Origin of the sequence: Enterobacter cloacae complex sp. 382A5 (genome assembly GCF_050031095.1) — a bacterium.
GTDB lineage: Bacteria > Pseudomonadota > Gammaproteobacteria > Enterobacterales > Enterobacteriaceae > Enterobacter > Enterobacter cloacae.
This window is the reverse complement of the sequence record NZ_JBLGVK010000002.1, coordinates 17,575-42,213: the sequence shown is the minus strand read 5'-3', so window position 1 is coordinate 42,213 and position 24,639 is coordinate 17,575. Positions and strand designations below refer to the sequence as shown.

The following is a 24,639-nucleotide window of genomic DNA, read 5'->3' as shown; positions in this document are numbered from 1 at the left end:
TCATAGTGCAGTTTGATCCTGACGAGCCCAGCATGTCTGCGCCCACCTTCGCGGAACCTGACCAGGGTCCGCTAGCGGGCGGCCGGAAGGTGAATGCTAGGCATGATCTAACCCTCGGTCTCTGGCGTCGCGACTGCGAAATTTCGCGAGGGTTTCCGAGAAGGTGATTGCGCTTCGCAGATCTCCAGGCGCGTGGGTGCGGACGTAGTCAGCGCCATTGCCGATCGCGTGAAGTTCCGCCGCAAGGCTCGCTGGACCCAGATCCTTTACAGGAAGGCCAACGGTGGCGCCCAAGAAGGATTTCCGCGACACCGAGACCAATAGCGGAAGCCCCAACGCCGACTTCAGCTTTTGAAGGTTCGACAGCACGTGCAGCGATGTTTCCGGTGCGGGGCTCAAGAAAAATCCCATCCCCGGATCGAGGATGAGCCGGTCGGCAGCGACCCCGCTCCGTCGCAAGGCGGAAACCCGCGCCTCGAAGAACCGCACAATCTCGTCGAGCGCGTCTTCGGGTCGAAGGTGACCGGTGCGGGTGGCGATGCCATCCCGCTGCGCTGAGTGCATAACCACCAGCCTGCAGTCCGCCTCAGCAATATCGGGATAGAGCGCAGGGTCAGGAAATCCTTGGATATCGTTCAGGTAGCCCACGCCGCGCTTGAGCGCATAGCGCTGGGTTTCCGGTTGGAAGCTGTCGATTGAAACACGGTGCATCTGATCGGACAGGGCGTCTAAGAGCGGCGCAATACGTCTGATCTCATCGGCCGGCGATACAGGCCTCGCGTCCGGATGGCTGGCGGCCGGTCCGACATCCACGACGTCTGATCCGACTCGCAGCATTTCGATCGCCGCGGTGACAGCGCCGGCGGGGTCTAGCCGCCGGCTCTCATCGAAGAAGGAGTCCTCGGTGAGATTCAGAATGCCGAACACCGTCACCATGGCGTCGGCCTCCGCAGCGACTTCCACGATGGGGATCGGGCGAGCAAAAAGGCAGCAATTATGAGCCCCATACCTACAAAGCCCCACGCATCAAGCTTTTGCCCATGAAGCAACCAGGCAATGGCTGTAATTATGACGACGCCGAGTCCCGACCAGACTGCATAAGCAACACCGACAGGGATGGATTTCAGAACCAGAGAAAGAAAATAAAATGCGATGCCATAACCGATTATGACAACGGCGGAAGGGGCAAGCTTAGTAAAGCCCTCGCTAGATTTTAATGCGGATGTTGCGATTACTTCGCCAACTATTGCGATAACAAGAAAAAGCCAGCCTTTCATGATATATCTCCCAATTTGTGTAGGGCTTATTATGCACGCTTAAAAATAATAAAAGCAGACTTGACCTGATAGTTTGGCTGTGAGCAATTATGTGCTTAGTGCATCTAACGCTTGAGTTAAGCCGCGCCGCGAAGCGGCGTCGGCTTGAACGAATTGTTAGACATTATTTGCCGACTACCTTGGTGATCTCGCCTTTCACGTAGTGAACAAATTCTTCCAACTGATCTGCGCGGGAGGCCAAGCGATCTTCTTCTTGTCCAAGATAAGCCTGTCTAGCTTCAAGTATGACGGGCTGATACTGGGCCGGCAGGCGCTCCATTGCCCAGTCGGCAGCGACATCCTTCGGCGCGATTTTGCCGGTTACTGCGCTGTACCAAATGCGGGACAACGTAAGCACTACATTTCGCTCATCGCCAGCCCAGTCGGGCGGCGAGTTCCATAGCGTTAAGGTTTCATTTAGCGCCTCAAATAGATCCTGTTCAGGAACCGGATCAAAGAGTTCCTCCGCCGCTGGACCTACCAAGGCAACGCTATGTTCTCTTGCTTTTGTCAGCAAGATAGCCAGATCAATGTCGATCGTGGCTGGCTCGAAGATACCTGCAAGAATGTCATTGCGCTGCCATTCTCCAAATTGCAGTTCGCGCTTAGCTGGATAACGCCACGGAATGATGTCGTCGTGCACAACAATGGTGACTTCTACAGCGCGGAGAATCTCGCTCTCTCCAGGGGAAGCCGAAGTTTCCAAAAGGTCGTTGATCAAAGCTCGCCGCGTTGTTTCATCAAGCCTTACGGTCACCGTAACCAGCAAATCAATATCACTGTGTGGCTTCAGGCCGCCATCCACTGCGGAGCCGTACAAATGTACGGCCAGCAACGTCGGTTCGAGATGGCGCTCGATGACGCCAACTACCTCTGATAGTTGAGTCGATACTTCGGCGATCACCGCTTCCCTCATGATGTTTAACGCCTGGCACAGCTGCCGACAAAATTGGCGCTTGTTTTGCCGGCTTTTTGGCAAAACAAGTGACACTTTTGGCGGTCAGTTGCTGCCACTTGTTAACCCTTTTGCCAGATTTGGTAACTATAATTTATGTTAGACACGAAGTCTTGGCTAAAAACTGGCCTAAAACTACTGGGGATTTCTGGAAAATAGACATCACCTTCTGGCTCAATGTCGATTGTTGAAATATGTAAAGTATCAACTTTATCGATCAGGCTTTTGTATATTTCACCACCACCAGACACAATCACATGATCCGTTATCGTCTTCAGATGATTTAGCGCTTCATCGATAGATGGAAATACCAATACATTCTCATCACTGGAAGTGAAGCTTGAACGAGTTACAACGGCATATTTTCGGTTGGGTAAAGCCCCCATTGACTCGAAAGTCTTTCGGCCTACCAAAAGCCACTGATTATAGGTAATCGCTTTGAAGAGTAATTGTTCCCCTTTGGCACTCCATGGAATATCTGGGCCATTTCCGATAACTCCATTCTTCGAAATTGCTGCCATTAGTGATAGTTTCACGATACTTCCTTAGGGGTTAACTTTGTTTTAGGGCGACTGCCCTGCTGCGTAACATCGTTGCTGCTCCATAACATCAAACATCGACCCACGGCGTAACGCGCTTGCTGCTTGGATGCCCGAGGCATAGACTGTACAAAAAAACAGTCATAACAAGCCATGAAAACCGCCACTGCGCCGTTACCACCGCTGCGTTCGGTCAAGGTTCTGGACCAGTTGCGTGAGCGCATACGCTACTTGCATTACAGTTTACGAACCGAACAGGCTTATGTCCACTGGGTTCGTGCCTTCATCCGTTTCCACGGTGTGCGTCACCCGGCAACCTTGGGCAGCAGCGAAGTCGAGGCATTTCTGTCCTGGCTGGCGAACGAGCGCAAGGTTTCGGTCTCCACGCATCGTCAGGCATTGGCGGCCTTGCTGTTCTTCTACGGCAAGGTGCTGTGCACGGATCTGCCCTGGCTTCAGGAGATCGGAAGACCTCGGCCGTCGCGGCGCTTGCCGGTGGTGCTGACCCCGGATGAAGTGGTTCGCATCCTCGGTTTTCTGGAAGGCGAGCATCGTTTGTTCGCCCAGCTTCTGTATGGAACGGGCATGCGGATCAGTGAGGGTTTGCAACTGCGGGTCAAGGATCTGGATTTCGATCACGGCACGATCATCGTGCGGGAGGGCAAGGGCTCCAAGGATCGGGCCTTGATGTTACCCGAGAGCTTGGCACCCAGCCTGCGCGAGCAGCTGTCGCGTGCACGGGCATGGTGGCTGAAGGACCAGGCCGAGGGCCGCAGCGGCGTTGCGCTTCCCGACGCCCTTGAGCGGAAGTATCCGCGCGCCGGGCATTCCTGGCCGTGGTTCTGGGTTTTTGCGCAGCACACGCATTCGACCGATCCACGGAGCGGTGTCGTGCGTCGCCATCACATGTATGACCAGACCTTTCAGCGCGCCTTCAAACGTGCCGTAGAACAAGCAGGCATCACGAAGCCCGCCACACCGCACACCCTCCGCCACTCGTTCGCGACGGCCTTGCTCCGCAGCGGTTACGACATTCGAACCGTGCAGGATCTGCTCGGCCATTCCGACGTCTCTACGACGATGATTTACACGCATGTGCTGAAAGTTGGCGGTGCCGGAGTGCGCTCACCGCTTGATGCGCTGCCGCCCCTCACTAGTGAGAGGTAGGGCAGCGCAAGTCAATCCTGGCGGATTCACTACCCCTGCGCGAAGGCCATCGGTGCCGCATCGAACGGCCGGTTGCGGAAAGTCCTCCCTGCGTCCGCTGATGGCCGGCAGCAGCCCGTCGTTGCCTGATGGATCCAACCCCTCCGCTGCTATAGTGCAGTCGGCTTCTGACGTTCAGTGCAGCCGTCTTCTGAAAACGACAGGCGCGGCACGGGAATCAAGGCATTGCGATTCTCGAAAATAGTTCTTGAAATTCTATTCTTGATTGCACATCATCTCAACGAGTTTCGATAAGAAAGGATGCGCATGCGACCGTCTGTTGTGCTTGACATGAAGCGAAGCGCAGTGCGTGAAGCGGTAGGCCGCTTTCGCGCCGCGAACCCGCGCGTCTTCGGCTCGGTGCTGCATGGCACCGACCGGGATGGCAGCGACCTCGACCTGTTGGTCGATGCGCTGCCCGGTGCCACGTTGTTGGACTTGGGCGATTTGGAAGAAGAACTGAAATCGCTGCTCGGCGTTGACGTCGATCTGCTGACTCCCGGCGACCTGCCGCCGAAGTTCCGGGCCAAGGTGCTCGCGGAGGCGCAACCGATATGAGCGAGAACCGCCTGCCCGATTACCTCGACCACATTCAGCAGGCCGCAACCGATGCGCGCAGCTTCGTGGAAGGGATGGCCAAGGACGACTTCTTGGCCGACAAGCGCACCCAGCAGGCCGTCATCATGAGCCTGATCGTCATCGGCGAGGCGGCCACAAAGGTGATGGATGGCTACGTCGAGTTCACCCAGGCGCATGCCGACGTGCCGTGGCGCAGCATGCGCAATATGCGTAATCGCATGGCTCACGGCTATTTCGACATCAACCTCGATGTGGTGTGGGAGACGGTACAGGAATGGCTGCCGGCGTTGCTCCAGCAATTGCCCGCCGTGCGTCAGGATGCCGACGATGAAGACCGTAACGACAACTGTGAAAGAGGGATCTCCGATGACTGTTGAATCGAGAATATTTTCTGTAGCCGAGTATGTTCAGCCGTCCGAAGGCGAGCCTATTCGTTCCGTTGTGCTTGAAACCCGAGACTCAATTATCGTGGTTTGGCATGTCCATCCCGGGCAGGAAATTGCGGCTCACATTCATCCTCACGGCCAAGACACGTGGACTGTTTTGTCGGGAATGGCTGATTACTTTCAGGGCAATGGGATTGTTCGTGCCCTCAGGGAAGGTGAGATAGCCGTGGCAAGACCGGGCCAAGTGCACGGGGCGCGAAATACAGGTACCGAGCCATTTGTGTTAGTCTCGGTTGTGGCATCAGCCAATGCCGGTTTCGTATTGGCTGAGCGATAGAGCCCAATCTCTGGAGTTGGTCCAATGAGCGGTCGGGGAGATAGGTAACAGACATGCAGCGGACACGGCTGCTAAACCAGGTCGCAAACCTCCTTGCGTCGCAGCGTGCCGCAAGCGACGCGATCAATCGAATGGGGTCGGCATGAGACTGAACACCATCCAGTTCCCGACCGCGTAGCCGCCTGTCCTGCCGATCAGGTCTTGACCATCGACGCCTGGGATCAGTCCTGAATGTTCTTGGAGACCACTACGTTATGAGCCGCAGCCGCCGCAAAACACCCATCGTCGGGCACACGACCTGCGGCAGCGAGCGCGAGGACAAGAAGCTCTGGCATCAGCGCTGGCGCACCCGTGAGCGCACGGCGCTGACCAGCGCGTCGCCCGAAGCCCTGAGCGCCCATCTGCCCCTGCTGGAAAACCAGGCCAGCAGCGTCTGGTCGATGGGCAAGGATGGCCGCTCCTACTGGCCCGTCAAGCGCCAGGCCGCCACGGCGGATCGCATCGCCAATCACAAGGGACGCAACCCGCAAGAACGCGCCTCCCTGAAAAAGCGCCTGCTTACACTGTGATTCCTTCAAAATATCTCAACGAAATTTCCCGACACCTGTTTAAGCTATCTTGCTGATATTTCTGTTTTTCGATTTTTGCCGGCGCGATGCCGGCGACGTTGGCCAGCTGCCCCGGGCGCGATACTGAGATCAGTTTCTTTGAACAAAAAAACCGCCTTTTGGCGGTCAGTATTCAGTAGCTGGAACGGTAGTCTCTCCCCCGATTCCAGCGGTCTTGCCAGTGTTCGAGGAATGATTCAGCGAGCTTAGGCATGTTCCAGATCACCACCGCATTCTCCGAGTTTTTCGTTTCGGCCGCTTTGGTGAAATTAAAGCTGCCAGTTTCAACGGTCACATTATCCACGATGATCACCTTGTCATGCTGGATAGGGAAATCACTGTCAGTACGCAAAGGGATGCCGCTGTTCGCTATGTAGTTCATGGCCGCAATGCTGGCGCGCCCCGTATTGCCCCTTTCATCAATTACGATTTTCACATCAACTCCCCGTTTTTTGGCTGCTACCAGTGCTTTCATAATATCCGGGGCGGTAAAAGAATAAGCCATCATCCGTATCGAGGTTTTTGCGGAGTCAATGGCGCTCAGGACGAGAACGCGGGCGCTTCCTTCAGGCGAGTAGCCAACCTGAACGGATGGTTCCACCGCAAAGGCGGGCAGGGCGGCTGTCGTAAATGCTGCGGCCAGAAGCCAGGTTGCTAAGTTTTTCATTACAGGCTCCCGTTCACACACTGCATTTTATATTCAGGGTCAAAATAAATTTCTTTGATTTTCCGCTTTTCCATATGCACCACAACGTCAATGGTGGAGTAGAGCATTCGCATAATATCGCTCATATCGAGCATACGGCCGATAGGGGTCGCCTTGATAAGCAGCCCAATACGGTTAAAGGCATCGCGCGCAGAGTTAGCGTGCGTTGACATAACACCGCCTGGATGGCCGGTATTAAGTGCTTTAAGATAATCCCACGCAGCATCATCCCTAAGCTCAGTCATGATGATACGGCCCGGTGTCAGACGCATACAGGCTCGCAGGGCATCAGTGGCGCTGACGCGGCCGATCTTTCCTGCATCGCCGTACATCATATAAACGGCTTCTACAACGTGATCGACCGTGACTTCGTGAACGTCTTCTAAAATAATTACACGCTCGTCTTTATGTAGCGATTTTAACAGCGCGCGCGTGAGTACCGTTTTCCCCGACCCGGTTTCACCGCAGATCACGATAGTGCGTTTCTTCTCAACGGCGGTTTGCAGGAATGCGGGCCATTTTTCGCTGCTGTGCAGCTCTTTAAGGAAAAAATCATCATCCGTTAGGCTTTGCTTGCTGCCGGTAATCTTCCGGCAGTCACTGAAAATCCCCTCGCTGGTCAGCTGCTCCAGATTTTTATCGGCCGCCAAATCCTTACGAAACGCTACGGCCGTTGTACCGTCAATCACCGCAGGGGGCAGACAGATAACGCCCCTGATCCCGCCAGGCAGGATCACGTCATTAATGGCCTGCATGGTCAGCTTGTTGCTGCTCACCAACGATTTAGCAAGGTTCCTAATAAAATCTGCCGTAATTGCCGCGTTCTGCACAACCCTGCGGCCGCTGAACGTATCACAGATAACTTCCTGAAAGCAGTTAATGCGAATTTCAAAAACAGTAGGATCTTCTAAATACTCGCGCAGTGGGCCAAGTTGATAGAAAGCTGCATCAGTCATGATTACTCCTGAAGAAAAGCGGGCGCTAAGCGCCCACTTTTTTAGTTGTCTGCGAGCGTATAAACGCCGCTGAAATCGAGGTCGCGGGCAACAAAAATGCTCACCGCATCACCCTGCTGATCGTAGAGGGTAGGGGGGATAGACATGTAAGAGCGAAGTGCTTCAGACGCCAGCTGCTCACCGCTGTTTTCTGTGCTGTTGTACTGAATGTTATTACTCTGCGTCTGGTTAACCAGCGCCGTTAAGGTGTCAGAGAACAACGAAATCATGATCGCACCACGCAGACGCTCCCACATATGGGTATCCACCTGGCCCGGAATCCCCGCGCTGCCGAGTGAGTTCGTTCCGGCACTGTCAATATTAACGATTGTCCCGTCCTGGTCATTGCGGATACGCTCCCAGAGAACAAACACGCGCGCCTGGCCGTCTTTGATACCACCGGTAATCTGCCCGTCAACCCATGAGCCTTTATCAATCAGCCTAACGAGTCCATCAGCTGAGTAAACGTCCTGTGAAACCCGGCAGGAAACCTGACCCGGAACAGTGGTATCCAGCTCGGTGCCGGTACCACAGGGGATCATTTTGCCTTTCGGAACAGTCAGGCTGGGATTAGCCATGACTCCAGCGCGGCTAGCCTTCAGCCTTGCAGGAGTCAGGTTTTTAGCGAGTGCTGAACTACCTTCGCTTGTTTCGTTGTCCTGGGGCTGCACTCCGGGACTATTGCTTGTAGCCGCCTGATTAGTCTGGGCCAGCTCGCCGCCCAGACGACGCTGCATAGCCAGTTCTTCAGGCGAAGGTTCTTTACGCTTATTAGAGGTACGCGCGCCGGTATTGCTGCTGCCCGCATCTGCATCTGCCTGTGCGGCAGCCTGCACAGCACGGGCATCAGTGGCGCTATTCTGCGCAGTTGCAGGTTTATTAACATCAGGATCGCTGTTAAAGCTGTAGTTTGGCAGTGTATTGGCCTGTTGCGCTTTACCACCGTCTTTATCAGCTTCAGCTTTAGCCGGGGCGCGAATTTTACCCATGACCGTAATCCCGATGAATACCAAAGCAAGCAGCGCCATCAGTATGACAAAGGCTTTCATACCAGGAGCCGAACGGCGGTTACTGCCTTTAAATCCGCCACGCTCGCTTTCAAATTCACCGTCTCCTGTGTTTTCATCGAGTTCCTGATCTACATCGACACTTTTACGGGCCATCAGTTATCCTCCCCAATTTGAACCCTGCGCACATCCGGGGAAGCCGTACCGGTTGCTACCGCACCGGCGCCCGGCGCGAAATTATTATTACGAACGCCAACGACTTTATCGCCCAGACGAATACGCCACTCTTTAGCGACGGTTTCCACCTCGATGATGTTGCGGTTCTCACCCACAACATGAGAGTTAGGCAGCGTTTCTTTGCCACTGGCCGAGATCATGTAGACCTGCGGTAACTCCGCATTGGCCGGAAACTCAAACCGGGTAAAGCGGTAGTTATCCCAGACGTGAACCGGCTGGATGCTGCGCATTTCAGGCTGTTCGCTCATTACGTACTGATAGTTCTTCGCCCCCGCAAAAGCCGTCTGCTTCAGCTTCTGCGTAATGCGTTTTTTATCAGCCGCGCTTTTGGCTTTTTCCTGCTGCTCAAACGGATATTCATAGGTCAGCTGAAGAACGGCCTGGCGCACAGCCCACGGCGTTTCAATAAAGGATTTTGATACCGTACCGTCTGCATTTTTCTTCGTTTCTTCACCGATGAAATGGAGGACGATGTTATAGGTGCGCTTATCGGTGACGATCACCAGGTTGGTATCACTCATGGCCTGTTTCGGCTTCACAAAAAAATGGTTCATTTTGTGCGCAAACGTCCAGCTTTCAGAATCGCCAAAAGCATGAGTGATATAGGTTTCGTCAGGCGCGACAACAATGTGGGTAGCCACACCGGCGATAGCGTCAATTTTGACCACATTAACAGGGTTATAAACAACGCTTTTAATGCGATAGTCATAAGGAGAATTGCGGCCAACCTCAAGCGCCATAACGTTAGTGGCCGCGCCTCCCAGGACTGACAAAACGACTGCTGAAAGAAGTAGGGGTCGGTTCCGGCTGAGGGCGAAATGACACCCTAAGCTTTCGGTTCCTTGGGCCAAAGATATTCGCCAGTCAGTAGAATGTGCGCCCAGCCCAATGGGGATATGTGGGGAAGAAATTCAGGGGGAACATCCAACCCTTCGTTCCGCCGCTCCGTGACGGCATGACCAAGATGGACGGTATTCCAGTAAATGATCACCGCAGTCAATAAATTGAGCCCAGCGATTCGGTAGTGCTGCCCCTCTGTCGTGCGATCGCGAATTTCCCCCTGCCTCCCGATACGGAGCGCATTTTTGAGCGCATGGTGGGCCTCTCCCTTGTTAAGACCGATCTGAGCACGCCGCTGCATGTCCGTATCCAGGATCCACTCAATAATGAAAAGGGTCCGTTCAATACGACCAACTTCACGAAGCGCAACTGCAAGGTTGTTTTGTCGTGGGTAAGAAGCGAGCTTGCGCAGGAGTTGGCTGGGCCTGATTTTGCCAGCGGTCATCGTCGCGGCACAACGGAAAATATCAGGCCAGTTCGCAACGATAAGATCCTCCCGGGCTTTTCCACCTACCAACTTGCGTAACTCCCTGGGGGTCGTATCGGGATTAAATACGTACAACCGCTTCGATGGCAGATCCCTGATTCGCAGAACGAGATTGTAGCCGAGCAGGCTACTGGCTCCGAACAAATGGTCGGTGAATCCTGCTGTATCGGCATACTGTTCGCGAACATGGCGACCGACCTCGTTCATCAGTAGTCCATCGAGAATATACGGTGCCTCGCTCACGGTCGCCGGGATCGACTGACAAGCGAATGGCGCGAACTGGTCGCTTACGTGAGTATACGCTTTGAGGCCGGGAACAGAACCATATTTGGCATTGACCATGTTCATGGCTTCGCCATGCCGCGCTGTCGGGAAAAACTGACCATCGCTCGATGCTGACGTGCCCATCCCCCAGACGCGTGACATCGGCAGTTTACCCTGCGCGGCCACCACAATTGCCAATGCCTGGTTCATGGCTTCGCTTTCAACATGCCAGCGGGCAAGGCGTGAGAGCTGCCAGTAATCATGCGTGTTTGTAGCTTCCGCCATCTTACGCAGGCCCAGATTGAGCCCTTCAGCGAGCAGGACGTTGAGCAGACCGATCCGGTCGCGACATGGAGCCCCGGTTCTCAGATGGGTAAACGCATCTGTGAAACCAAGGGCTGCATCAACTTCAAGCAGCATGTCGGTAATCCGAACGGACGGCATTCGGCGATACAGATCCAGTATGAGTGCCTCGGCACCATCCGGCACGTCTGCTGTCAACCTGTCGATCCGCAACGTTCCATCTTCTATGCTACCGTGCGGAATAGTGCCGTTACGGGCAGCCCGGGCCAGCCGCTTAAGAGCGATCGTGAGTCGCGCCTTTCTGTCTGCCAGCCAATCCTGTGGGTTGGAAGGCACGGCCAGTTTTGCATTTTCCTGCGCCGCGATCATCGGCACCAGTACCTGCTTGAGGTCACCATAGCGGCGCGAATGAGCGAGCCAGACATCTCCGGAACGAAAAGCATCCCGGAGGTGAAAGAGTACCGCCACTTCCCAAAGACGGGTATCTCCTTTTTCCTGAGCTCGTAAATGACGGTTCCATTTGGAGTTGGGCCGCAGGAAACGCCTTTCTGGCGATGCAACACCTTTCATCTCTCCGATCGACAAAGCTGCTGCTACCAATGGTCCGGCGACCGGCGCGGCTTCGAGCTTCAGACAGCGCAACATGCGGGGCGCATAACGACGAAAGCGATGGTATCCCTGCCCGACATATGCAAGAGGCTCATCGGCTAGCGTGTTGCTGAGTTGAGTCCCTGTCGCTACCAGTTGAGCGAGCCGGTCCCATGCAACCGAACTGGCGACAGCCATCTCCAGCGGGGTTCCGTCACTGCGGGCCTCAAGCAACGAAGCTCCCAGCGCGGTGAAGGTACGGATCGTATCCGTGAGTGTGGCTTTAGAGCCGGAAATTGTTTCGTCATGCTGGCGCTTCGCTTCCCGCCAGGTTTTTCCTACGATCCTGTCATGGGTTTCGACTATGGCATCAGCAATCGCCGCTTCCCACTCCACAACACAGACGGCAAGGATCGCCCAGCGGCGGTCCGAAGTGATGTCACGCAAACCGTCGGTGAAGTAGCGTTCACCCTGCCGACGCAGCCGGGCAATGCGATGGGCAGGTATGCTGGCCAAAGCACTATGATTGATATTCAGGGTACGCAGAAATTCGAGCCTGTCGAGCAAACGGTTAGCAGCAGCCGAGTTGTTACCAACCTCGAAGTTGCGAAGCCAGATGAAACGACTGATATTGCCGGCGAGCATTTCACTCAGAAGTTTGTCCAGGTGATCGCGAACATCCGCTGTTAAATTTTCCGCAATCCGCGTTTCAATCCGCCGCTCAGCGGCGACCAGAGCATCCGCGCACAAGCGCTCGATTGTCGATACTGCGGGCAGAATGGTGGAAGTTTCCCGACACCGCACAATAAAACGATGAGCAAGATCCTCGTTTGATCTGGCATCTTCGGCCTGGCCGAAAGTCCACTCACGCAGATCACGGGCACCACGGCCCGTGAAGGTCTTGTAGCCGTAAATTTCGCGCAGCGTGTCCATGTGCTGCTGACGGGTTTGGCGCCGTGTGGCATAAGTGAGAAGCGCATCAGCCGGAACTCCAAGCTGAGCACCGACGAAGGAAAGGACTTCACGCGGGATCATCTCACCAGGAGCCAGTGCACGGCCCGGATATCGTAAGGCACAAAGTTGCAGGGCAAAGCCAATCCTGTTTTCCGGTCTGCGGCGCTGCCTAATGTTTTCCAGGTCATCATCGCCCAGCGTGTAGAACTTCAGTAGCGACAGTTCGTCCGTGGGCAGATCGAACAGCGCTGCTCGCTGCCGTTCGGTGAAAATATGGCGTCGTGACATACAAATTCGTCCCTTTTGAAGTATAGTCTGTTTTGGACAACAGCCAGCCCATATAAATCAGGGCGTTCCGATACAAAAATCCAGGAGGGTTCAATTGGGACATCGTGCCGCCATTTACTGCCGGGTTTCAACAGCGGATCAGTCTTGTGAACGCCAGGAATTTGATCTGCGAGCCTTCGCCGGCCGTGCCGGCTACGACGTGGTGGGAATATTTAAGGAAACAGGTTCAGGAACTAAACTCGACCGGGCCGAGCGAAAGAAAGTCCTGGCGCTTGCCCAGTCCAGACAAATTGATGCAATCCTGGTCACTGAGCTTTCCCGGTGGGGGCGCTCGACGCTCGATCTGCTCAATACGCTACGTGAACTGGAGAACTGGAAGGTTTCCGTGATAGCCATGAATGGAATGGCGTTCGATCTTTCGTCGCCGTATGGACGAATGCTGGCGACGTTTCTTTCCGGCATTGCGGAGTTTGAGCGGGATCTCATCAGCGAGCGGGTCAAGTCAGGCCTTGCTGTTGCGAAGGCACGTGGTAAGAGGCTTGGTCGTCAGGCCGGAGTGCGACCAAAATCAGACCGACTTTTGCCTAAGGTGGTTGCGATGAGGGCCGAGGGACGCAGCTATCGCTGGATCGCACGCGAGCTCGGTATCAGCAAGAATACCGTCGCTGACATCGTGCAACGACACAGAGCTAACGCTTAGGGTGTCATTTCGCCCTCAGCCGGAACCGACCCCATGCAGAGCTCGCATTGCCTGCTGAGATTCGGTTCTGGGCTGCACGAAACGCATAGATGGACGTGATGCTGCTTCACAGATAGCTTCAGCATCAACGAAGTCATTTTTGTTGCTTTTAACGAATGGGCGGACAAATTGCGGTGATATCAGCTTTGGAAAATGCCCTAACTCTTCCAGCTTGCGTGCCATAAAGTGAGAACCGCCACAGGCTTCCATCGCGATGGTTGTTGCCGGGCATGTCGCCAGAAATTCGATTAGCTTTGGTCGGGTGAATTTTTTACGGTAAACGGCCTTCCCACGATGATCCTGACAATGAATATGGAAAGAGTTCTTACCCAGATCGATACCAATAAGCGCAATGTTTTCCATGATGGTTCTCCGAATGAAAGCCTGTCCTCAGCATAGTACTGGGAAGGAGGGAGTGACCATCTCATTAAATAAAGCACGCTAAGCCGGTTGCAGCGGTCGTAGCGGCCTGAACTTGCCCGCGCCGATCTTGGCGCTGCTGCGCCAGAGGTAATCGCCGGTGAGGTTGATGTGCTCCCAACCGAGCGGCGACAGGTACTGCAACAGCGCGTCATCAACGGCATGGCCGTTGCCACGCAGCGCGTGCGCAGCCCGTTCCAGATAGACCGTGTTCCACAACACGACGGCAGCCGTTACCAGATTGAGGCCGCTAGCCCGGTAGCGCTGCTGCTCGAAACTGCGGTCGCGGATTTCACCCAGGCGGTTGAAAAACACTGCCCTGGCCAGCGCATTGCGCGCCTCGCCCTTGTTCAGGCCGGCATGCACGCGGCGGCGCAGTTCCACGCTTTGCAGCCAGTCCAGGATGAACAGCGTGCGCTCGATGCGGCCCAGCTCGCGGAGCGCCACGGCCAGGCCGTTCTGGCGTGGGTAGCTGCCGAGCTTTCGGAGCATCAGGGAGGCCGTCACCGTGCCCTGCTTGATCGAGGTGGCCAGCCGCAGGATTTCGTCCCAATGGGCGCGGACGTGCTTGATGTTGAGCGTGCCGCCGATCATGGGTTTCAGCGCGTCATAGGCGGCGTCGCCCTTCGGGATGTAGAGCTTGGTGTCGCCCAGGTCGCGGATGCGCGGCGCGAAGCGGAAGCCCAGGAGGTGCATCAGGGCGAAGACGTGATCGGTGAAGCCCGCCGTGTCGGTGTAATGCTCCTCGATCCGCAAGTCGGACTCGTGGTACAGCAGGCCGTCGAGCACGTAGGTCGAATCGCGCACGCCGACGTTCACGACCTTGGTGTGAAATGGCGCGTACTGGTCAGAAATGTGGGTGTAGAACGTCCGCCCTGGGCTGCTCCCGTATTTCGGGTTGATGTGGCCGGTGCTCTCGGCCTTGCTGCCGGTGCGGAAGTTCTGGCCGTCCGACGATGAGGTGGTGCCGTCGCCCCAGTGCTCGGCGAAGGGATGGCGGAACTGTGCGTTGACCAGATCGGCCAGCGCCGCCCCGTAGGTTTCGTCGCGGATGTGCCAGGCTTGCAGCCAAGCCAGCTTGGCGTAGGTCGTGCCGGGGCAAGACTCCGCCATCTTGGTCAGGCCCAGGTTGATCGCGTCGGCGAGGATCGTGGTCAGCAACAGGTTCTTGTCTTTGGCCGGGTCGCCCGATTTCAGATGCGCGAAATGCCGAGTGAAGCCCGTCCATTCGTCCACCTCCAGCAGCAGTTCGGTGATCTTGACGTGCGGCAGGATCATTGCCGTCTGGTCGATCAGCGCTTGGGCGGTGTCGGGTACCGCCGCGTCGAGCGGCGTGATCTTCAAGCCTGACTCGGTGATGATGGCGTCCGGCAGCTCGTTGGCCGTCGCCATACGGTTGACGGTGGCAAGCTGTGTTTCCAGCAGCGTCAGCCGGTCGTTCAGGTACCGGTTGCAGTCGGTGGCCACGGCCAGCGGCAATTCGCTGGCCTGCTTGAGGCTGGCGAATTTCGCGGGCGGCACCAGGTAGTCCTCGAAGTCCTTGAACTGGCGCGACCCCTGCACCCAGATGTCGCCGGAACGCAACGCGTTCTTCATCTCCGACAGCGCGCACAGTTCGTAGTAGCGCCGGTCGATGCCGGTGTCGGTCATGACCAGCTTCTGCCAGCGCGGCTTGATGAACTCGGTCGGCGCGTCGGCGGGCACCTTGCGGGCGTTGTCGCTGTTCATGCCGCGCAGCACCTCGATGGCGTCGAGCACGTCCTTCGCGGCGGGAGCGGCCCGCAGCTTGAGCACGGCAAGGAATTCCGGCGCGTAGCGGCGCAGCGTGGCGTAGCTTTCGCCGATGCGGTGCAGGAAATCGAAGTCCTCGGGCTGCGCAAGCTTCTGCGCTTCGGTGACGCTCTCGGCGAAGGCATCCCAGGACATGACGGCCTCGATGGCGGCGAACGGATCGCGGCCCGCCTGCTTGGCCTCGATCAGCGCCTGGCCGATGCGGCCGAACAGCCGCACCTTGGCGTTGATCGCCTTGCCGGACGCCTGGAATTGCTGCTGATGCTTGTTCTTGGCGGCGTTGAACAGCTTGCCCAGGATGCGGTCGTGCAGGTCGATGATTTCGTCGGTGACGGTGGCCATGCCCTCGATGGCAAGCGCCACCAGGGTGGCATAGCGTCGCTGCGCCTCGAACTTGGCCAGGTCGGCGGGCGTCATCTGGCCACCCTCACGGGCGATCTTGAGCAGGCGGTTCTGGTGCACCGACCGCTCGATGCCAGAAGGCAGGTCGAGCGCCTGCCACGCTTTGAGGCGTTCGATGTGTTCCAGCATGTGCCGCGAATTCGGTTTGACGGGCGATTGGCGCAGCCAGGCCAGCCAGGTCGTTTTGCCGTTGTCCCGACGCTTGAGCAGATCGTCGAGGCGGCGGCGATGCGCGTCCGACAGCGGTTCGGCCAAGGCATCGTAGATGCGCCGGTTGGCGCGGGTGATTGCTTCGGCGCTCGCCCGCTCGACGGCGTTGAGGGCAGGCAGAATGACCGACTGCTGCCGCAGGTGCTCGATCAAGGTGCTGGCCAGCACGATGCCCTTGTCGGTCTGCAAGGCCATCTCGGTCAGCAACTGGACGGCCTGCCGGTAGTGGCCCATGGTAAAGGGCTGGAAGCCGAACACCGTTTGCAGTTCGACCAGGTGCTCGCGCCGGGTCTGCTCCCGCTGCCCGTATTCGTCCCAGCTTTCGACGCTGACCTTGAGCTGGTCGGCGACCAGTTTCAACAAGGGCGGAAACGGCGGCTCATCGACGCCCAGGATGACACCAGGAAAGCGCAGGTAACAGAGCTGCACGGCGAAGCCCAGCCGGTTGGCCGGGCCGCGCCGCTGCCGGATGATGGAGAGGTCGGTTTCGCTGAACGTGTAGTGACGGATCAACTCATCCTTGGTGTCCGGCAACGCCAGCAGGCTTTCGCGCTCGGCGGCGGACAGGATTGAACGACGTGGCATATTTACTGATCCGTTCTCAAGTATTGATACAGGGTTTCGCGACTGATTCCGAATTCACGAGCCAGCTTGGTCTTTTGCTCGCCAGCCTCGACACGTTGGCGCAGTTCGGCAATACGCTCAGACGACAGGGATTTCTTCCTGCCACGGTAGGCCCCGCGCTGCTTGGCGAGCGCGATGCCCTCGCGCTGCCGCTCGCGGATCAAGGCGCGTTCGAACTCGGCGAACGCGCCCATTACCGACAGCATCAGGTTCGCCATCGGCGAGTCCTCGCCGGTGAAGGTCAAATGCTCCTTAAGGAACTCGATGCGTACGCCGCGCTGGGTGAGGCCCTGCACCAGGCGGCGCAGGTCGTCGAGGTTGCGCGCCAGACGATCCATGCTGTGCACCACGACCGTGTCGCCTTCGCGCACGAAGGCGAGCAGCCGTTCCAGTTCGGGCCGCCGTGTGTCCTTGCCCGACGCCTTGTCGGTGAACACTTTATCCACCTGGATCTGTTCGAGCTGCCGTTCTGGGTTCTGGTCGAAGCTGCTGACGCGGACGTAACCGATGCGCTGACCGTGCAAGGTATCCTCCTGAGGGAAATGTGTCAGGAAGAAATCTATGACCCTTGACGGCGTATGTCAATCAATTCGGAAGGCAACTCTATTCTGACGATTTAGCGCCGGATGGTCTGACGCCAAGTTAGGGTATGCCTCAATCTGACGGCTGCGAACCGCCAGGGACAGGCGCAATGTCAGATTCTGTCGCGGCCTTGGCGCGTGCCTGGAAGCGTTCATAGCAATCCAGCCCGCAGAAATGTTCGACGTATTCCGCGCCTTCCGGGGTGAAGGCGGCATCGAGCGGAATTTCTTTGCAGCATACGCAGCAGGTGGTGCAACTGGCAGTGTTCGGGGCGTTTGCGTTCATGGTGGTACTCCTCCAGATTGGTAGCGAAGCTCAAAGCTGCCCACTCTCGGCTGGCTGGGAAGCGGTCATGATCTTCCCTTGAAGGCCCGCAGCAGCCGCGTCACAGACAGGACAAACAAGCCGGTCAGCGTGAGGGCTGCAATACCCCAGTGCTCCCCGATGAACGCGCCGGCCGTCGTGCCGGCTAGCACAATGGCGAGAATCGGCAAATGGCAGGGACAGGTGAGCACGGCCAGCGCGCCCCACAAGTAGCCGGTGATCGGTTTGTGCGTCTCAGACGGCAAGTGCTCTGGGCTGTTCATGGCAGACTCTCCGCGTGCTGTGCCGGTTCGGTTGGCATGGCGGCCAGTTGCATTTCGAGGCTGGCCAGGGCCTCGCGCCGACGCTCGACGAGTTGCCGCAACACGGCAAGCTGCGCAGACGCACCGTCACCGTCCGCAGCATCCAGCGCCCGGCACAGCCGCGCCAGTGCGTCCAGGCCGATACCCGCTTCGAAGGCAGCCCGTACAAAGCGCAGCCGTTGCAACGCGGTGTCATCGAACAAGCCGTAGCCGCCCGTGGTGTACGCGACCGGCCGTAGCAATCCGCGCAGCAGGTAGTCGCGCACGATATGCACGCTCACCCCGGCATCAAGGGCCAGCCGGGACACTGTGTAGGCGCTCATTGAACACCTCCTTTTCCTCATCCGGCGCAGCACGAAAGCTGCTTCACGTCCTTGCTGAAGGTCTGCGCCGCGAGCTTCAGCCCTTCGACCATGGTCAGGTAGGGGAACAATTGGTCGGCCAGTTCCTGCACGGTCATACGGTTGCGAATGGCGAGCACCGCCGTCTGGATCAGTTCACCCGCTTCCGGGGCCACCGCTTGCACGCCGATGAGCCGTCCGCTACCTTCCTCGATGACCAGCTTGATGAAGCCGCGTGTGTCGAAGTTGGCAAGCGCACGCGGCACGTTATCCAGTGTTAGCAGGCGACTGTCGGTCTCGATCCCGTCGTGATGTGCTTCCGCCTCGCTGTAGCCCACGGTGGCGACCTGCGGGTCGGTGAACACCACGGCCGGCATTGCGGTCAGGTCCAGGGCCGCATCGCCGCCAGTCATGTTGATCGCCGCACGAGTGCCGGCCGCTGCCGCCACATAGACGAACTGCGGCTGGTCGGTGCAGTCGCCGGCCGCGTAGATGTTCGGGCTACTGGTGCGCATGCCCTTGTCGATGACGATGGCCCCCTGCGCATTGACGGCTACCCCCGCCGCTTCCAATGCCAGGCTGCGCGTGTTCGGTGTCCGGCCGGTGGCGACCAGCAGCTTGTCGGCGCGCAATTCACCGTGCGTGGTGGTCAGCACGAATTCACCGTCCATATGGGCGACCTGGCTGGCTTGCGTGTGCTCCAGCACCTCGATGCCCTCGGCACGGAAAGCGGCTGTCACCGCCTCGCCGATGGCCGGGTCTTCACGGAAGAACAAGGTATTGCGCGCCAGGGCCGTGACCTTGCTGCCCAGCCGGGCAAAGGCTTGCGCCAGCTCCAGCGCCACCACCGACGAGCCGATTACGGCAAGGCGTTCGGGAATGGTGTCGCTCGCCAGGGCCTCGGTGGAAGTCCAGTAGGGTGACTCTTTCAAGCCCGGAATCGGCGGGACCGCCGGGCTGGCACCCGTGGCGACCAGGCAGCGGTCGAACATCACGACGCGCTCGCCACCCTCGTTCAAACTAACGATAAGGCTCTGGTCGTCCTTGAAACGCGCTTCACCGTGCAGAACGGTGATGGCTGAATTGCCGTCCAGGATGCCTTCGTACTTGGCATGACGGAGTTCTTCGACACGGGCCTGCTGCTGGGCCAGCAGCCGCTCGCGCAAGATCGTCGGCGGTGTGGGTGGCATGCCGCCGTCGAATGGGCTTTCCCGGCGCAGATGGGCGATGTGGGCGGCGCGGATCATGATCTTGGACGGCACACAACCGACGTTGACGCAGGTGCCGCCGATGGTGCCGCGCTCAATCAGCGTGACCTGCGCGCCTTGCTCGACGGCCTTCAGTGCTGCCGCCATCGCGGCTCCACCGCTACCAATGACGACGACCTGCAACGGGCGTTCGTTGCCACTGGGCTTATCAGCGGCCCCTATCCAGCCGCGCATCTTGTCGAGCAGGCCGGCGCGGTTGTCCGTCGGTGGCGCATCGGCAAGCGTTGCCTCGTAGCCCAGTCCGGCCACGGCGGTAGTCAGCGCATCCGATGACGTGCCCGCCTCAATGGCGAGTTGCGCTGTGCCCTTCGGATAGGACACCAGCGCCGATTGCACGCCGGGCACTTTCTCCAAGGCTTCCTTGACGTGAGCCGCGCACGAGTCGCAGGTCATCCCGGTGATTTTCAGGGTGGTCATGTATTTTTCCTTTTCTGTGGTGGCTACGGCTGTTGCCGTCAGCCACGTTGTTCTGGCAATTCACAGCTGTCCGGCCCGCAGCGGCGATGTGCTGGCGAGATGAAATCCCAGACCGACACCCCAACCATCAAGGCCAGGCCGACATAGAGCAGTCCACCGCTCTGCCAGCCGTAAGCCCGCATTAAAAACACCGCTGCCAGCACCAAGATCGGGCCTATCGTGCCGAGCGCCGTGCGTCGCCACTGTCGATGATTGAGCCAAGCGATAGCATTGGCGAGTAACGCGATGCCGGCGAACATCGGCAGCAGGATGCCAATGAATAGCCCCTCGTACTGGCTCAAGAAGCCCAGTCCGATGGCCGCGCCAAAGCTGGCGATGGCAGGAAAACAGGCGGCGCAGCCCATCGCGGAAACGACGCTGCCGAGCGCGCCGGTTTTGCCAGCGATGCGCGTGATGAGTCCCATGTGTCGCTCCCGAGTTCGGTTAACGGATCAGCGTTTGAGGCTGGACGGATAGCCCGCGTCCTCGGTCGCCTTGGTCAACTTCTGGACGTTGGTCTTGGCATCGTCGAAGGTGACGACGGCCTGGCGCTTGTCGAAACTTACGTCGGTCTTGCTCACGCCCTCAACCTTGGAAAGCGCGTGCTTGACAGTGATCGGGCAAGAGGCGCAGGTCATGCCAGGCACGGACAGCGTGACGGTCTGGGTGGCGGCCCACACGGGGGCAACAACGGCAGCGAGGGCGAGGGCGGCAAACAGTTTTTTCATGATGAACTCCTGTGATTAATAGAAAAATGGCATGACGTAGGGAAATCCGAGCGAGACCAGGACCAGCGCGGCCACGATCCAGAAAATGAGCTTGTAAGTAGCTCGCACTTGGGGAATCGCGCAGACCTCACCCGGTTTACAGGCTTGCGCCGGGCGGTAGATGCGCCGCCAGGCGAAAAACAGCGCGACCAGCGCTGCGCCGATGAAGAACGGGCGATAGGGTTCCAGCACCGTCAGGTTGCCGATCCATGCCCCGCTGAACCCCAAGGCGATCAAAACCAGCGGCCCCAGGCAGCAGGCCGACGCAAGAATGGCGGCCAGCCCACCGGCGAAGAGCGCGCCGCGCCCGTTTTGTGGTTCAGACTTTTGTGGTTCAGACATACGCTTGTCCTTTCAAATTTGGTTTGGATAGCTTAAGCTTACTTCCGTAGTTATGTACGGAGTCAAGCGATATGCAAATTAATTTTGAGAATCTGACCATTGGCGTTTTTGCCAAGGCGGCCGGGGTCAATGTGGAGACCATCCGGTTCTACCAGCGCAAGGGCCTGCTGCCGGAGCCAGACAAGCCCTATGGCAGCATTCGCCGCTATGGCGAGGCGGATGTAACACGAGTGCGGTTCGTGAAATCGGCCCAGCGGCTGGGCTTTAGCCTGGACGAAATCGCCGAGCTACTGCGGCTGGAGGATGGCACCCATTGCGAGGAAGCCAGCGGCCTGGCCGAGCACAAGCTCAAGGATGTGCGCGAGAAGATGGCCGACTTGGCACGCATGGAGGCCGTGCTGTCTGAACTGGTGTGCGCCTGCCATGCGCGGAAAGGGAACGTTTCCTGCCCGCTGATTGCGTCACTGCAAGACGGAACGAAGCTCGCTGCATCGGCGCGGGGGAGTCACGGGGTGACTACGCCTTAGCGTGCTTTATTTTCCGAATTCTGAGACGACCCCTATCAGTCCATCATGGCGAGCCACCTGCTGGCTATCAGCGATAAAAAATGGCGGTACGCGTTTTACGTCGCCCCGGACGAGGCGAAAAAGCGCGCCCTGAAGATTATTTTCGACAGCATCGCCAGCGTGATCGTGAAAAACCAGCATGTGCAACTGGAGGCAAAACACCGCGACGTCTTCCGCTTTTACACCCTCGATGAACTGAAAAACCTGGAGCTGGACAACTATGCGTAAAACCACCCTTCTGGTGCTGGCCGCCGCCCTCTGCGTGCCCGCGTTCGCCACCGCCGCGCCCGTCCTGACGGCGGGTTTTTCGCCGTCTGACGGGCGCCCTGCTCTTGAAATCGTGCTCGGCGCCATAAACAACGCCAGGCAGAGCATTGACGTCGCGGCCTACAGCTTCACCAGTAAGCCGGTCGCGACGGCGCTCGCCGGTGCTAACCGGCGCGGCGTGGCCGTGCGCGTGGTGGCCGACGAAAAGGCGAACAGCGACCGCTACACCGCCGTGACGTATCTGATAAACCAGGGCGTGCCGGTGCACCTTAACGGCCGTTACGCCATCATGCACAACAAGTTTATGGTGATCGACGGCAAAAACGTCCAGACCGGGTCGTTTAACTACACGGCAAGCGCCGTTTCACGCAACGCGGAAAACGTGCTGCTGATCGAGGATGCGCCGCAGCTGGCGGAGACGTACCAGCGAGAATTTAACCGCCTGTGGGATGAGGGCACCCCGCTGAATGCCCTGTACTGAATCAGCCCCGTCTGCGGACGGGGCTTTTTTTTTTACTCCACTTCCAGCCAGGCTTTGCGCCCTTCAAGATGCAGCGCTTTCAGCATGGCGATCACGTCTTCTGCTGAACGTCCGCCATAGTTGAGACGGGTCTGCTCCCCTTCAAACTCCACCACGATAATGGTGTCCAGCGTCACCGACAGCAGCTCGCGGAGATCACGTAGCGTCTGCCCTGTACTGCGTGAATGCATGCACTGGGTTATCCGGTTGGCCGCCTCCTGGCACAATCCCTCTACGGCCTCGCGATATGCCAGACGCTGATCGAGGTTGCCATCGATGTCGCTGATCAGTTTAACCACCGCCGTTTTGACGGTTTTGATTTCAGGAAATTTCGTTTTTGGGGAGCCTGACTGCTCCAGCGGGGATACGCTGGTCGCCGGTGCAGCTTTAGGGGCGGTTGTCGGGGTGTGCAGGTTCATCGTCATGGTCGTTTCTCCGTCAGTGTGAATTTCGTCTTCGTATCGCCTGACGGTTCGGCCTGCCCGGAGTCGTTCTGGTCAGCAAGGGCGCGCAGCGTGCCATTTACCCTTGCTGACCAGGTTGTGACGGGGGACGATTACCGGAAGCTGATACGCAGGAGAAAGGCATCACAGGAGAAAATGACGATGTGCACACCCGGACTTACCGCCCCTTTAGCTGCGGCGGCGAAAGCCGTTACGTCATTTTTTACGTAAGACATCGCGCCGTTACGTATCCCAGATACGTAACGGCTGCCGCCTGAAAAAGGGTTCATTTTTTTTGAATCTGTCCTGTTTTTTTTCCCGTGCCGGCATCAGCTGCAGGACGTCCTGCAGCTGATGCCGGCCGCGTTACAGAATTATAAAAAACAGTGACTTATATAATTCCCTCCCTGATTCTCTCTCTTTCAAAAATTCTGAAGCCCTGCACCGCAGGGCTCCAGCTGTCAGCAGTCCATCAGCCAGCGGTGCGCTTTTGAGGCCGCTGCCGCCGCTTTAAAGATGTAGCGCTTGTCTCCCTTCAGGGCTTTCAGCCAGGACGCGATATAGCTTTCATGCTGCACCTCTCCCGTAATTCCCAAATCCGCCATCAGAAACGCGCTGCCCAGCTCGGCGATCAGTTCCTCAAACGCATACGCCTCAGAGCCAAACTTATTGCCTTTTTCACGATTGAGGCGGGACGCTGCCCCCGTCCAGTGAACCAGCTCATGCAGGCCGGTGGCGTAGAAGTTCGCCGCGTCCGCGAAGCGGAACCGCTCTGGCAGGACGATTTCATCGGTGGCCGGACGATAGAACGCCTTTACGCCCTGCTCGGTGATTTTTGCCCCGCTCCGGGTCATGAGTGCTTCCGCCTGCGGCAGCGGATCGAAACCGGCAACCGGCTGCGGCACGCTCTCGATGCTCAGGCCGTCGATTTGCTCCACGTTAAACACGGTAAAGGCTTTCAGCATCGGGATTTTTTCGATTTCCCCGTCCTCGTCCTCTTTCTCCAGAGTCTTGTAAAAGATGGCCGTCGTGCCGTGTTCACCTTTACGAACCTGGCCGCCCAGCTCCTGCGCCTGTTTGTAGGTCAGCCAGCGCTCGTCCTGAAAACCCTGTTTTGCCGCACTACACCACAGCAGCATGATATTAATTCCGCTGTATGCCGTGCCGGTGCTGAAGTTGGCCGGTAATCCCGCCGCTGCGCCGTTGCGAACCCACGGGCACACCCACGGTTTAACGCCGCTTTCCAGGGCTGCAATGATGCTGTCCGTTACGGTCTGGTAAAGGTCTGTTTTGACTGCGCCAGCACGGGCTTTGCTTTTGCCCCTGGAAAATTTCGTTTTTGAGGAGCCTGACTGCTCCAGCGGGGATACGCTGGTCGCCTGTGAAGCTTTAGGGGCGGTTGTCTGAGTGTGCAGGTTCATCGTCATGGCTGTTTCTCCGTCAGTGTGAATTTCGTCTTCGTATCGCCTGACGGTTCGGCCTGCCCGGAGTCGTTCTGGTCTGCAAGGGCGCGCAGCGTGCCATTTACCCTTGCTGACCAGGTTGTGACGGGGGACGATTACCGGAAGCTGATACGCAGGAGAAAGGCATCACAGGAGAAAATGACGATGTGCACACCCGGACTTACCGCCCCTTTAGCTGCACGGGTGAAATCGCCCTTCAGCGTCCGGAGGACAGGTA

Annotated in this window: 27 protein-coding genes and 3 pseudogenes; 9 read left to right on the top strand and 21 right to left on the bottom strand. The window is 57.8% G+C overall.

Annotation, left to right across the window (positions count from 1 at the left end; translation table 11 throughout):
- Positions 1-96: 96 nt before the first annotated feature.
- The 4 genes and pseudogenes from sul1 to dfrA15 form a co-directional block, all read right to left on the bottom strand.
- The gene (gene sul1 / locus ACQG2G_RS22825; RefSeq protein WP_000259031.1) at positions 97-936 is read right to left on the bottom strand and encodes a sulfonamide-resistant dihydropteroate synthase Sul1; all 840 of its coding nucleotides are present in this window, start codon (positions 934-936) and stop codon (positions 97-99) included.
- The gene (locus ACQG2G_RS22820) at positions 930-1,277 is read right to left on the bottom strand and encodes a quaternary ammonium compound efflux SMR transporter QacE delta 1 (RefSeq protein ID WP_000679427.1); all 348 of its coding nucleotides are present in this window, start codon (positions 1,275-1,277) and stop codon (positions 930-932) included. The genes sul1 and ACQG2G_RS22820 overlap by 7 nt, the downstream gene beginning before the upstream one ends.
- Positions 1,278-1,393: 116 nt before the next feature.
- Positions 1,394-2,232: pseudogene (aadA1, locus tag ACQG2G_RS22815) on the bottom strand (ANT(3'')-Ia family aminoglycoside nucleotidyltransferase AadA1).
- 101 nt (positions 2,233-2,333) lie between these two features.
- Complete coding sequence (gene dfrA15 / locus ACQG2G_RS22810; RefSeq protein ID WP_001355915.1) at positions 2,334-2,807, bottom strand: trimethoprim-resistant dihydrofolate reductase DfrA15; 474 nt, start codon at positions 2,805-2,807, stop codon at positions 2,334-2,336.
- 156 nt (positions 2,808-2,963) lie between these two features.
- Here dfrA15 and intI1 point away from each other — a divergent pair, with 156 nt between their 5' ends.
- From intI1 to ACQG2G_RS22785, 5 genes are all read left to right on the top strand, one after another.
- A complete protein-coding gene (intI1, locus tag ACQG2G_RS22805; RefSeq protein WP_000845048.1) occupies positions 2,964-3,977 on the top strand; it encodes a class 1 integron integrase IntI1 in 1,014 nt (337 codons plus the stop codon).
- Positions 3,978-4,283: 306 nt separating this feature from the next.
- Positions 4,284-4,574 (top strand): nucleotidyltransferase family protein, encoded by a 291-nt coding sequence (locus ACQG2G_RS22800; protein WP_001247892.1) that lies wholly within the window; start codon positions 4,284-4,286, stop codon positions 4,572-4,574.
- Positions 4,571-4,972 (top strand): HepT-like ribonuclease domain-containing protein, encoded by a 402-nt coding sequence (locus tag ACQG2G_RS22795; RefSeq protein ID WP_001293886.1) that lies wholly within the window; start codon positions 4,571-4,573, stop codon positions 4,970-4,972. Before ACQG2G_RS22800 ends, ACQG2G_RS22795 begins: the two co-directional genes overlap by 4 nt.
- Entirely contained in the window at positions 4,962-5,318 is a 357-nt protein-coding gene (locus tag ACQG2G_RS22790) for a cupin domain-containing protein (protein WP_000215515.1), read from the top strand. The genes ACQG2G_RS22795 and ACQG2G_RS22790 overlap by 11 nt, the downstream gene beginning before the upstream one ends.
- Before the next feature lie 254 nt (positions 5,319-5,572).
- Positions 5,573-5,887, top strand: a complete 315-nt coding sequence (locus ACQG2G_RS22785) for a hypothetical protein (protein WP_000091613.1) — start codon at positions 5,573-5,575, stop codon at positions 5,885-5,887.
- Between the two features lie 172 nt (positions 5,888-6,059).
- On the opposite strand, the gene ACQG2G_RS22780 is transcribed toward ACQG2G_RS22785, so the two are convergent.
- From ACQG2G_RS22780 to ACQG2G_RS22760, 5 genes are read right to left on the bottom strand one after another with little or no spacing between them, the layout of a single operon-like run.
- Positions 6,060-6,593: a phospholipase D family protein gene (locus ACQG2G_RS22780; protein WP_000792636.1), complete on the bottom strand. Its 534-nt coding sequence runs from the start codon at positions 6,591-6,593 to the stop codon at positions 6,060-6,062.
- The gene (locus ACQG2G_RS22775) at positions 6,593-7,588 is read right to left on the bottom strand and encodes an ATPase, T2SS/T4P/T4SS family (protein ID WP_000128596.1); all 996 of its coding nucleotides are present in this window, start codon (positions 7,586-7,588) and stop codon (positions 6,593-6,595) included. The genes ACQG2G_RS22780 and ACQG2G_RS22775 overlap by 1 nt, the downstream gene beginning before the upstream one ends.
- Positions 7,589-7,629: 41 nt before the next feature.
- A complete protein-coding gene (virB10, locus tag ACQG2G_RS22770) occupies positions 7,630-8,790 on the bottom strand; it encodes a type IV secretion system protein VirB10 (RefSeq protein ID WP_033547518.1) in 1,161 nt (386 codons plus the stop codon).
- Positions 8,790-9,644 carry a TrbG/VirB9 family P-type conjugative transfer protein gene (locus ACQG2G_RS22765; RefSeq protein WP_353059683.1) on the bottom strand — a complete coding sequence of 285 codons (855 nt, stop codon included), beginning with the start codon at positions 9,642-9,644 and terminating at the stop codon, positions 8,790-8,792. The genes virB10 and ACQG2G_RS22765 overlap by 1 nt, the downstream gene beginning before the upstream one ends.
- Before the next feature lie 53 nt (positions 9,645-9,697).
- The gene (locus ACQG2G_RS22760) at positions 9,698-12,595 is read right to left on the bottom strand and encodes a Tn3-like element Tn5403 family transposase (protein WP_000091108.1); all 2,898 of its coding nucleotides are present in this window, start codon (positions 12,593-12,595) and stop codon (positions 9,698-9,700) included.
- A 94-nt stretch (positions 12,596-12,689) separates the two neighbouring features.
- Here ACQG2G_RS22760 and ACQG2G_RS22755 point away from each other — a divergent pair, with 94 nt between their 5' ends.
- The gene (locus ACQG2G_RS22755; RefSeq protein ID WP_000509966.1) at positions 12,690-13,295 is read left to right on the top strand and encodes a recombinase family protein; all 606 of its coding nucleotides are present in this window, start codon (positions 12,690-12,692) and stop codon (positions 13,293-13,295) included.
- A 27-nt stretch (positions 13,296-13,322) separates the two neighbouring features.
- Here the strand turns inward: ACQG2G_RS22755 and ACQG2G_RS22750 are convergent.
- The 10 genes and pseudogenes from ACQG2G_RS22750 to merT all read right to left on the bottom strand — a co-directional run.
- Positions 13,323-13,697: pseudogene (locus ACQG2G_RS22750) on the bottom strand (IS110 family transposase); the annotation flags it as partial.
- Positions 13,698-13,775: 78 nt separating this feature from the next.
- Positions 13,776-16,742 (bottom strand): Tn3 family transposase, encoded by a 2,967-nt coding sequence (locus ACQG2G_RS22745; RefSeq protein WP_001138070.1) that lies wholly within the window; start codon positions 16,740-16,742, stop codon positions 13,776-13,778.
- A 2-nt stretch (positions 16,743-16,744) separates the two neighbouring features.
- Entirely contained in the window at positions 16,745-17,305 is a 561-nt protein-coding gene (locus ACQG2G_RS22740) for a recombinase family protein (protein ID WP_003124096.1), read from the bottom strand.
- Between the two features lie 130 nt (positions 17,306-17,435).
- A complete protein-coding gene (locus ACQG2G_RS22735; protein WP_000993245.1) occupies positions 17,436-17,648 on the bottom strand; it encodes a DUF3330 domain-containing protein in 213 nt (70 codons plus the stop codon).
- Positions 17,649-17,713: 65 nt separating this feature from the next.
- Positions 17,714-17,950: a broad-spectrum mercury transporter MerE gene (gene merE, locus ACQG2G_RS22730; RefSeq protein WP_001087807.1), complete on the bottom strand. Its 237-nt coding sequence runs from the start codon at positions 17,948-17,950 to the stop codon at positions 17,714-17,716.
- Positions 17,947-18,312, bottom strand: a complete 366-nt coding sequence (gene merD, locus ACQG2G_RS22725) for a mercury resistance co-regulator MerD (RefSeq protein ID WP_001277466.1) — start codon at positions 18,310-18,312, stop codon at positions 17,947-17,949. Before merD ends, merE begins: the two co-directional genes overlap by 4 nt.
- Positions 18,313-18,329: 17 nt before the next feature.
- Complete coding sequence (merA, locus tag ACQG2G_RS22720; protein WP_000209296.1) at positions 18,330-20,015, bottom strand: mercury(II) reductase; 1,686 nt, start codon at positions 20,013-20,015, stop codon at positions 18,330-18,332.
- 38 nt (positions 20,016-20,053) lie between these two features.
- A complete protein-coding gene (merC, locus tag ACQG2G_RS22715; protein WP_000522996.1) occupies positions 20,054-20,479 on the bottom strand; it encodes an organomercurial transporter MerC in 426 nt (141 codons plus the stop codon).
- Positions 20,480-20,506: 27 nt separating this feature from the next.
- The gene (gene merP / locus ACQG2G_RS22710; RefSeq protein WP_000732275.1) at positions 20,507-20,782 is read right to left on the bottom strand and encodes a mercury resistance system periplasmic binding protein MerP; all 276 of its coding nucleotides are present in this window, start codon (positions 20,780-20,782) and stop codon (positions 20,507-20,509) included.
- A gap of 15 nt (positions 20,783-20,797) precedes the next feature.
- Positions 20,798-21,163, bottom strand: a complete 366-nt coding sequence (gene merT, locus ACQG2G_RS22705) for a mercuric ion transporter MerT (RefSeq protein WP_004200999.1) — start codon at positions 21,161-21,163, stop codon at positions 20,798-20,800.
- A gap of 71 nt (positions 21,164-21,234) precedes the next feature.
- On the opposite strand from merT, the gene merR reads away from it, so the two are divergent.
- The 3 genes and pseudogenes from merR to ACQG2G_RS22690 all read left to right on the top strand — a co-directional run bounded on the left by merR (position 21,235) and on the right by ACQG2G_RS22690 (position 22,477).
- Positions 21,235-21,690: an Hg(II)-responsive transcriptional regulator gene (gene merR / locus ACQG2G_RS22700; RefSeq protein ID WP_001166628.1), complete on the top strand. Its 456-nt coding sequence runs from the start codon at positions 21,235-21,237 to the stop codon at positions 21,688-21,690.
- A 33-nt stretch (positions 21,691-21,723) separates the two neighbouring features.
- A pseudogene (locus ACQG2G_RS22695) lies at positions 21,724-21,957 on the top strand (MobC family replication-relaxation protein); the annotation flags it as partial.
- Positions 21,950-22,477 (top strand): phospholipase D family protein, encoded by a 528-nt coding sequence (locus ACQG2G_RS22690; protein ID WP_001776119.1) that lies wholly within the window; start codon positions 21,950-21,952, stop codon positions 22,475-22,477. The pseudogene ACQG2G_RS22695 and the gene ACQG2G_RS22690, both read left to right, overlap by 8 nt.
- A gap of 32 nt (positions 22,478-22,509) precedes the next feature.
- Here the strand turns inward: ACQG2G_RS22690 and ACQG2G_RS22685 are convergent, their stop codons facing one another.
- Together ACQG2G_RS22685 and ACQG2G_RS22680 are read right to left on the bottom strand one after the other, a co-directional pair.
- Positions 22,510-22,941, bottom strand: a complete 432-nt coding sequence (locus ACQG2G_RS22685) for a hypothetical protein (protein WP_426769491.1) — start codon at positions 22,939-22,941, stop codon at positions 22,510-22,512.
- A gap of 479 nt (positions 22,942-23,420) precedes the next feature.
- The gene (locus ACQG2G_RS22680) at positions 23,421-24,386 is read right to left on the bottom strand and encodes an ArdC family protein (protein ID WP_001776122.1); all 966 of its coding nucleotides are present in this window, start codon (positions 24,384-24,386) and stop codon (positions 23,421-23,423) included.
- Positions 24,387-24,639: the final 253 nt, after the last annotated feature.

Bases quoted from the DNA above. Each gene is read 5' to 3' on its own strand.
- virB10 (WP_033547518.1), bottom strand. From the start codon at position 8,790: ATGGCCCGTAAAAGTGTCGATGTAGATCAGGAACTCGATGAAAACACA.
- ACQG2G_RS22735 (WP_000993245.1), bottom strand. From the start codon at position 17,648: ATGAACGCAAACGCCCCGAACACTGCCAGTTGCACCACCTGCTGCGTA.
- ACQG2G_RS22785 (WP_000091613.1), top strand. From the start codon at position 5,573: ATGAGCCGCAGCCGCCGCAAAACACCCATCGTCGGGCACACGACCTGC.
- ACQG2G_RS22800 (WP_001247892.1), top strand. From the start codon at position 4,284: ATGCGACCGTCTGTTGTGCTTGACATGAAGCGAAGCGCAGTGCGTGAA.
- ACQG2G_RS22795 (WP_001293886.1), top strand. From the start codon at position 4,571: ATGAGCGAGAACCGCCTGCCCGATTACCTCGACCACATTCAGCAGGCC.
- ACQG2G_RS22780 (WP_000792636.1), bottom strand. From the start codon at position 6,593: ATGAAAAACTTAGCAACCTGGCTTCTGGCCGCAGCATTTACGACAGCC.
- ACQG2G_RS22745 (WP_001138070.1), bottom strand. From the start codon at position 16,742: ATGCCACGTCGTTCAATCCTGTCCGCCGCCGAGCGCGAAAGCCTGCTG.
- merT (WP_004200999.1), bottom strand. From the start codon at position 21,163: ATGTCTGAACCACAAAAGTCTGAACCACAAAACGGGCGCGGCGCGCTC.
- ACQG2G_RS22680 (WP_001776122.1), bottom strand. From the start codon at position 24,386: ATGACGATGAACCTGCACACTCAGACAACCGCCCCTAAAGCTTCACAG.
- ACQG2G_RS22760 (WP_000091108.1), bottom strand. From the start codon at position 12,595: ATGTCACGACGCCATATTTTCACCGAACGGCAGCGAGCAGCGCTGTTC.
- ACQG2G_RS22820 (WP_000679427.1), bottom strand. From the start codon at position 1,277: ATGAAAGGCTGGCTTTTTCTTGTTATCGCAATAGTTGGCGAAGTAATC.
- merP (WP_000732275.1), bottom strand. From the start codon at position 20,782: ATGAAAAAACTGTTTGCCGCCCTCGCCCTCGCTGCCGTTGTTGCCCCC.
- merD (WP_001277466.1), bottom strand. From the start codon at position 18,312: ATGAGCGCCTACACAGTGTCCCGGCTGGCCCTTGATGCCGGGGTGAGC.
- merC (WP_000522996.1), bottom strand. From the start codon at position 20,479: ATGGGACTCATCACGCGCATCGCTGGCAAAACCGGCGCGCTCGGCAGC.
- sul1 (WP_000259031.1), bottom strand. From the start codon at position 936: ATGGTGACGGTGTTCGGCATTCTGAATCTCACCGAGGACTCCTTCTTC.
- merE (WP_001087807.1), bottom strand. From the start codon at position 17,950: ATGAACAGCCCAGAGCACTTGCCGTCTGAGACGCACAAACCGATCACC.
- merR (WP_001166628.1), top strand. From the start codon at position 21,235: ATGCAAATTAATTTTGAGAATCTGACCATTGGCGTTTTTGCCAAGGCG.
- ACQG2G_RS22790 (WP_000215515.1), top strand. From the start codon at position 4,962: ATGACTGTTGAATCGAGAATATTTTCTGTAGCCGAGTATGTTCAGCCG.
- ACQG2G_RS22690 (WP_001776119.1), top strand. From the start codon at position 21,950: ATGCGTAAAACCACCCTTCTGGTGCTGGCCGCCGCCCTCTGCGTGCCC.
- intI1 (WP_000845048.1), top strand. From the start codon at position 2,964: ATGAAAACCGCCACTGCGCCGTTACCACCGCTGCGTTCGGTCAAGGTT.
- ACQG2G_RS22685 (WP_426769491.1), bottom strand. From the start codon at position 22,941: ATGACGATGAACCTGCACACCCCGACAACCGCCCCTAAAGCTGCACCG.
- merA (WP_000209296.1), bottom strand. From the start codon at position 20,015: ATGACCACCCTGAAAATCACCGGGATGACCTGCGACTCGTGCGCGGCT.
- ACQG2G_RS22775 (WP_000128596.1), bottom strand. From the start codon at position 7,588: ATGACTGATGCAGCTTTCTATCAACTTGGCCCACTGCGCGAGTATTTA.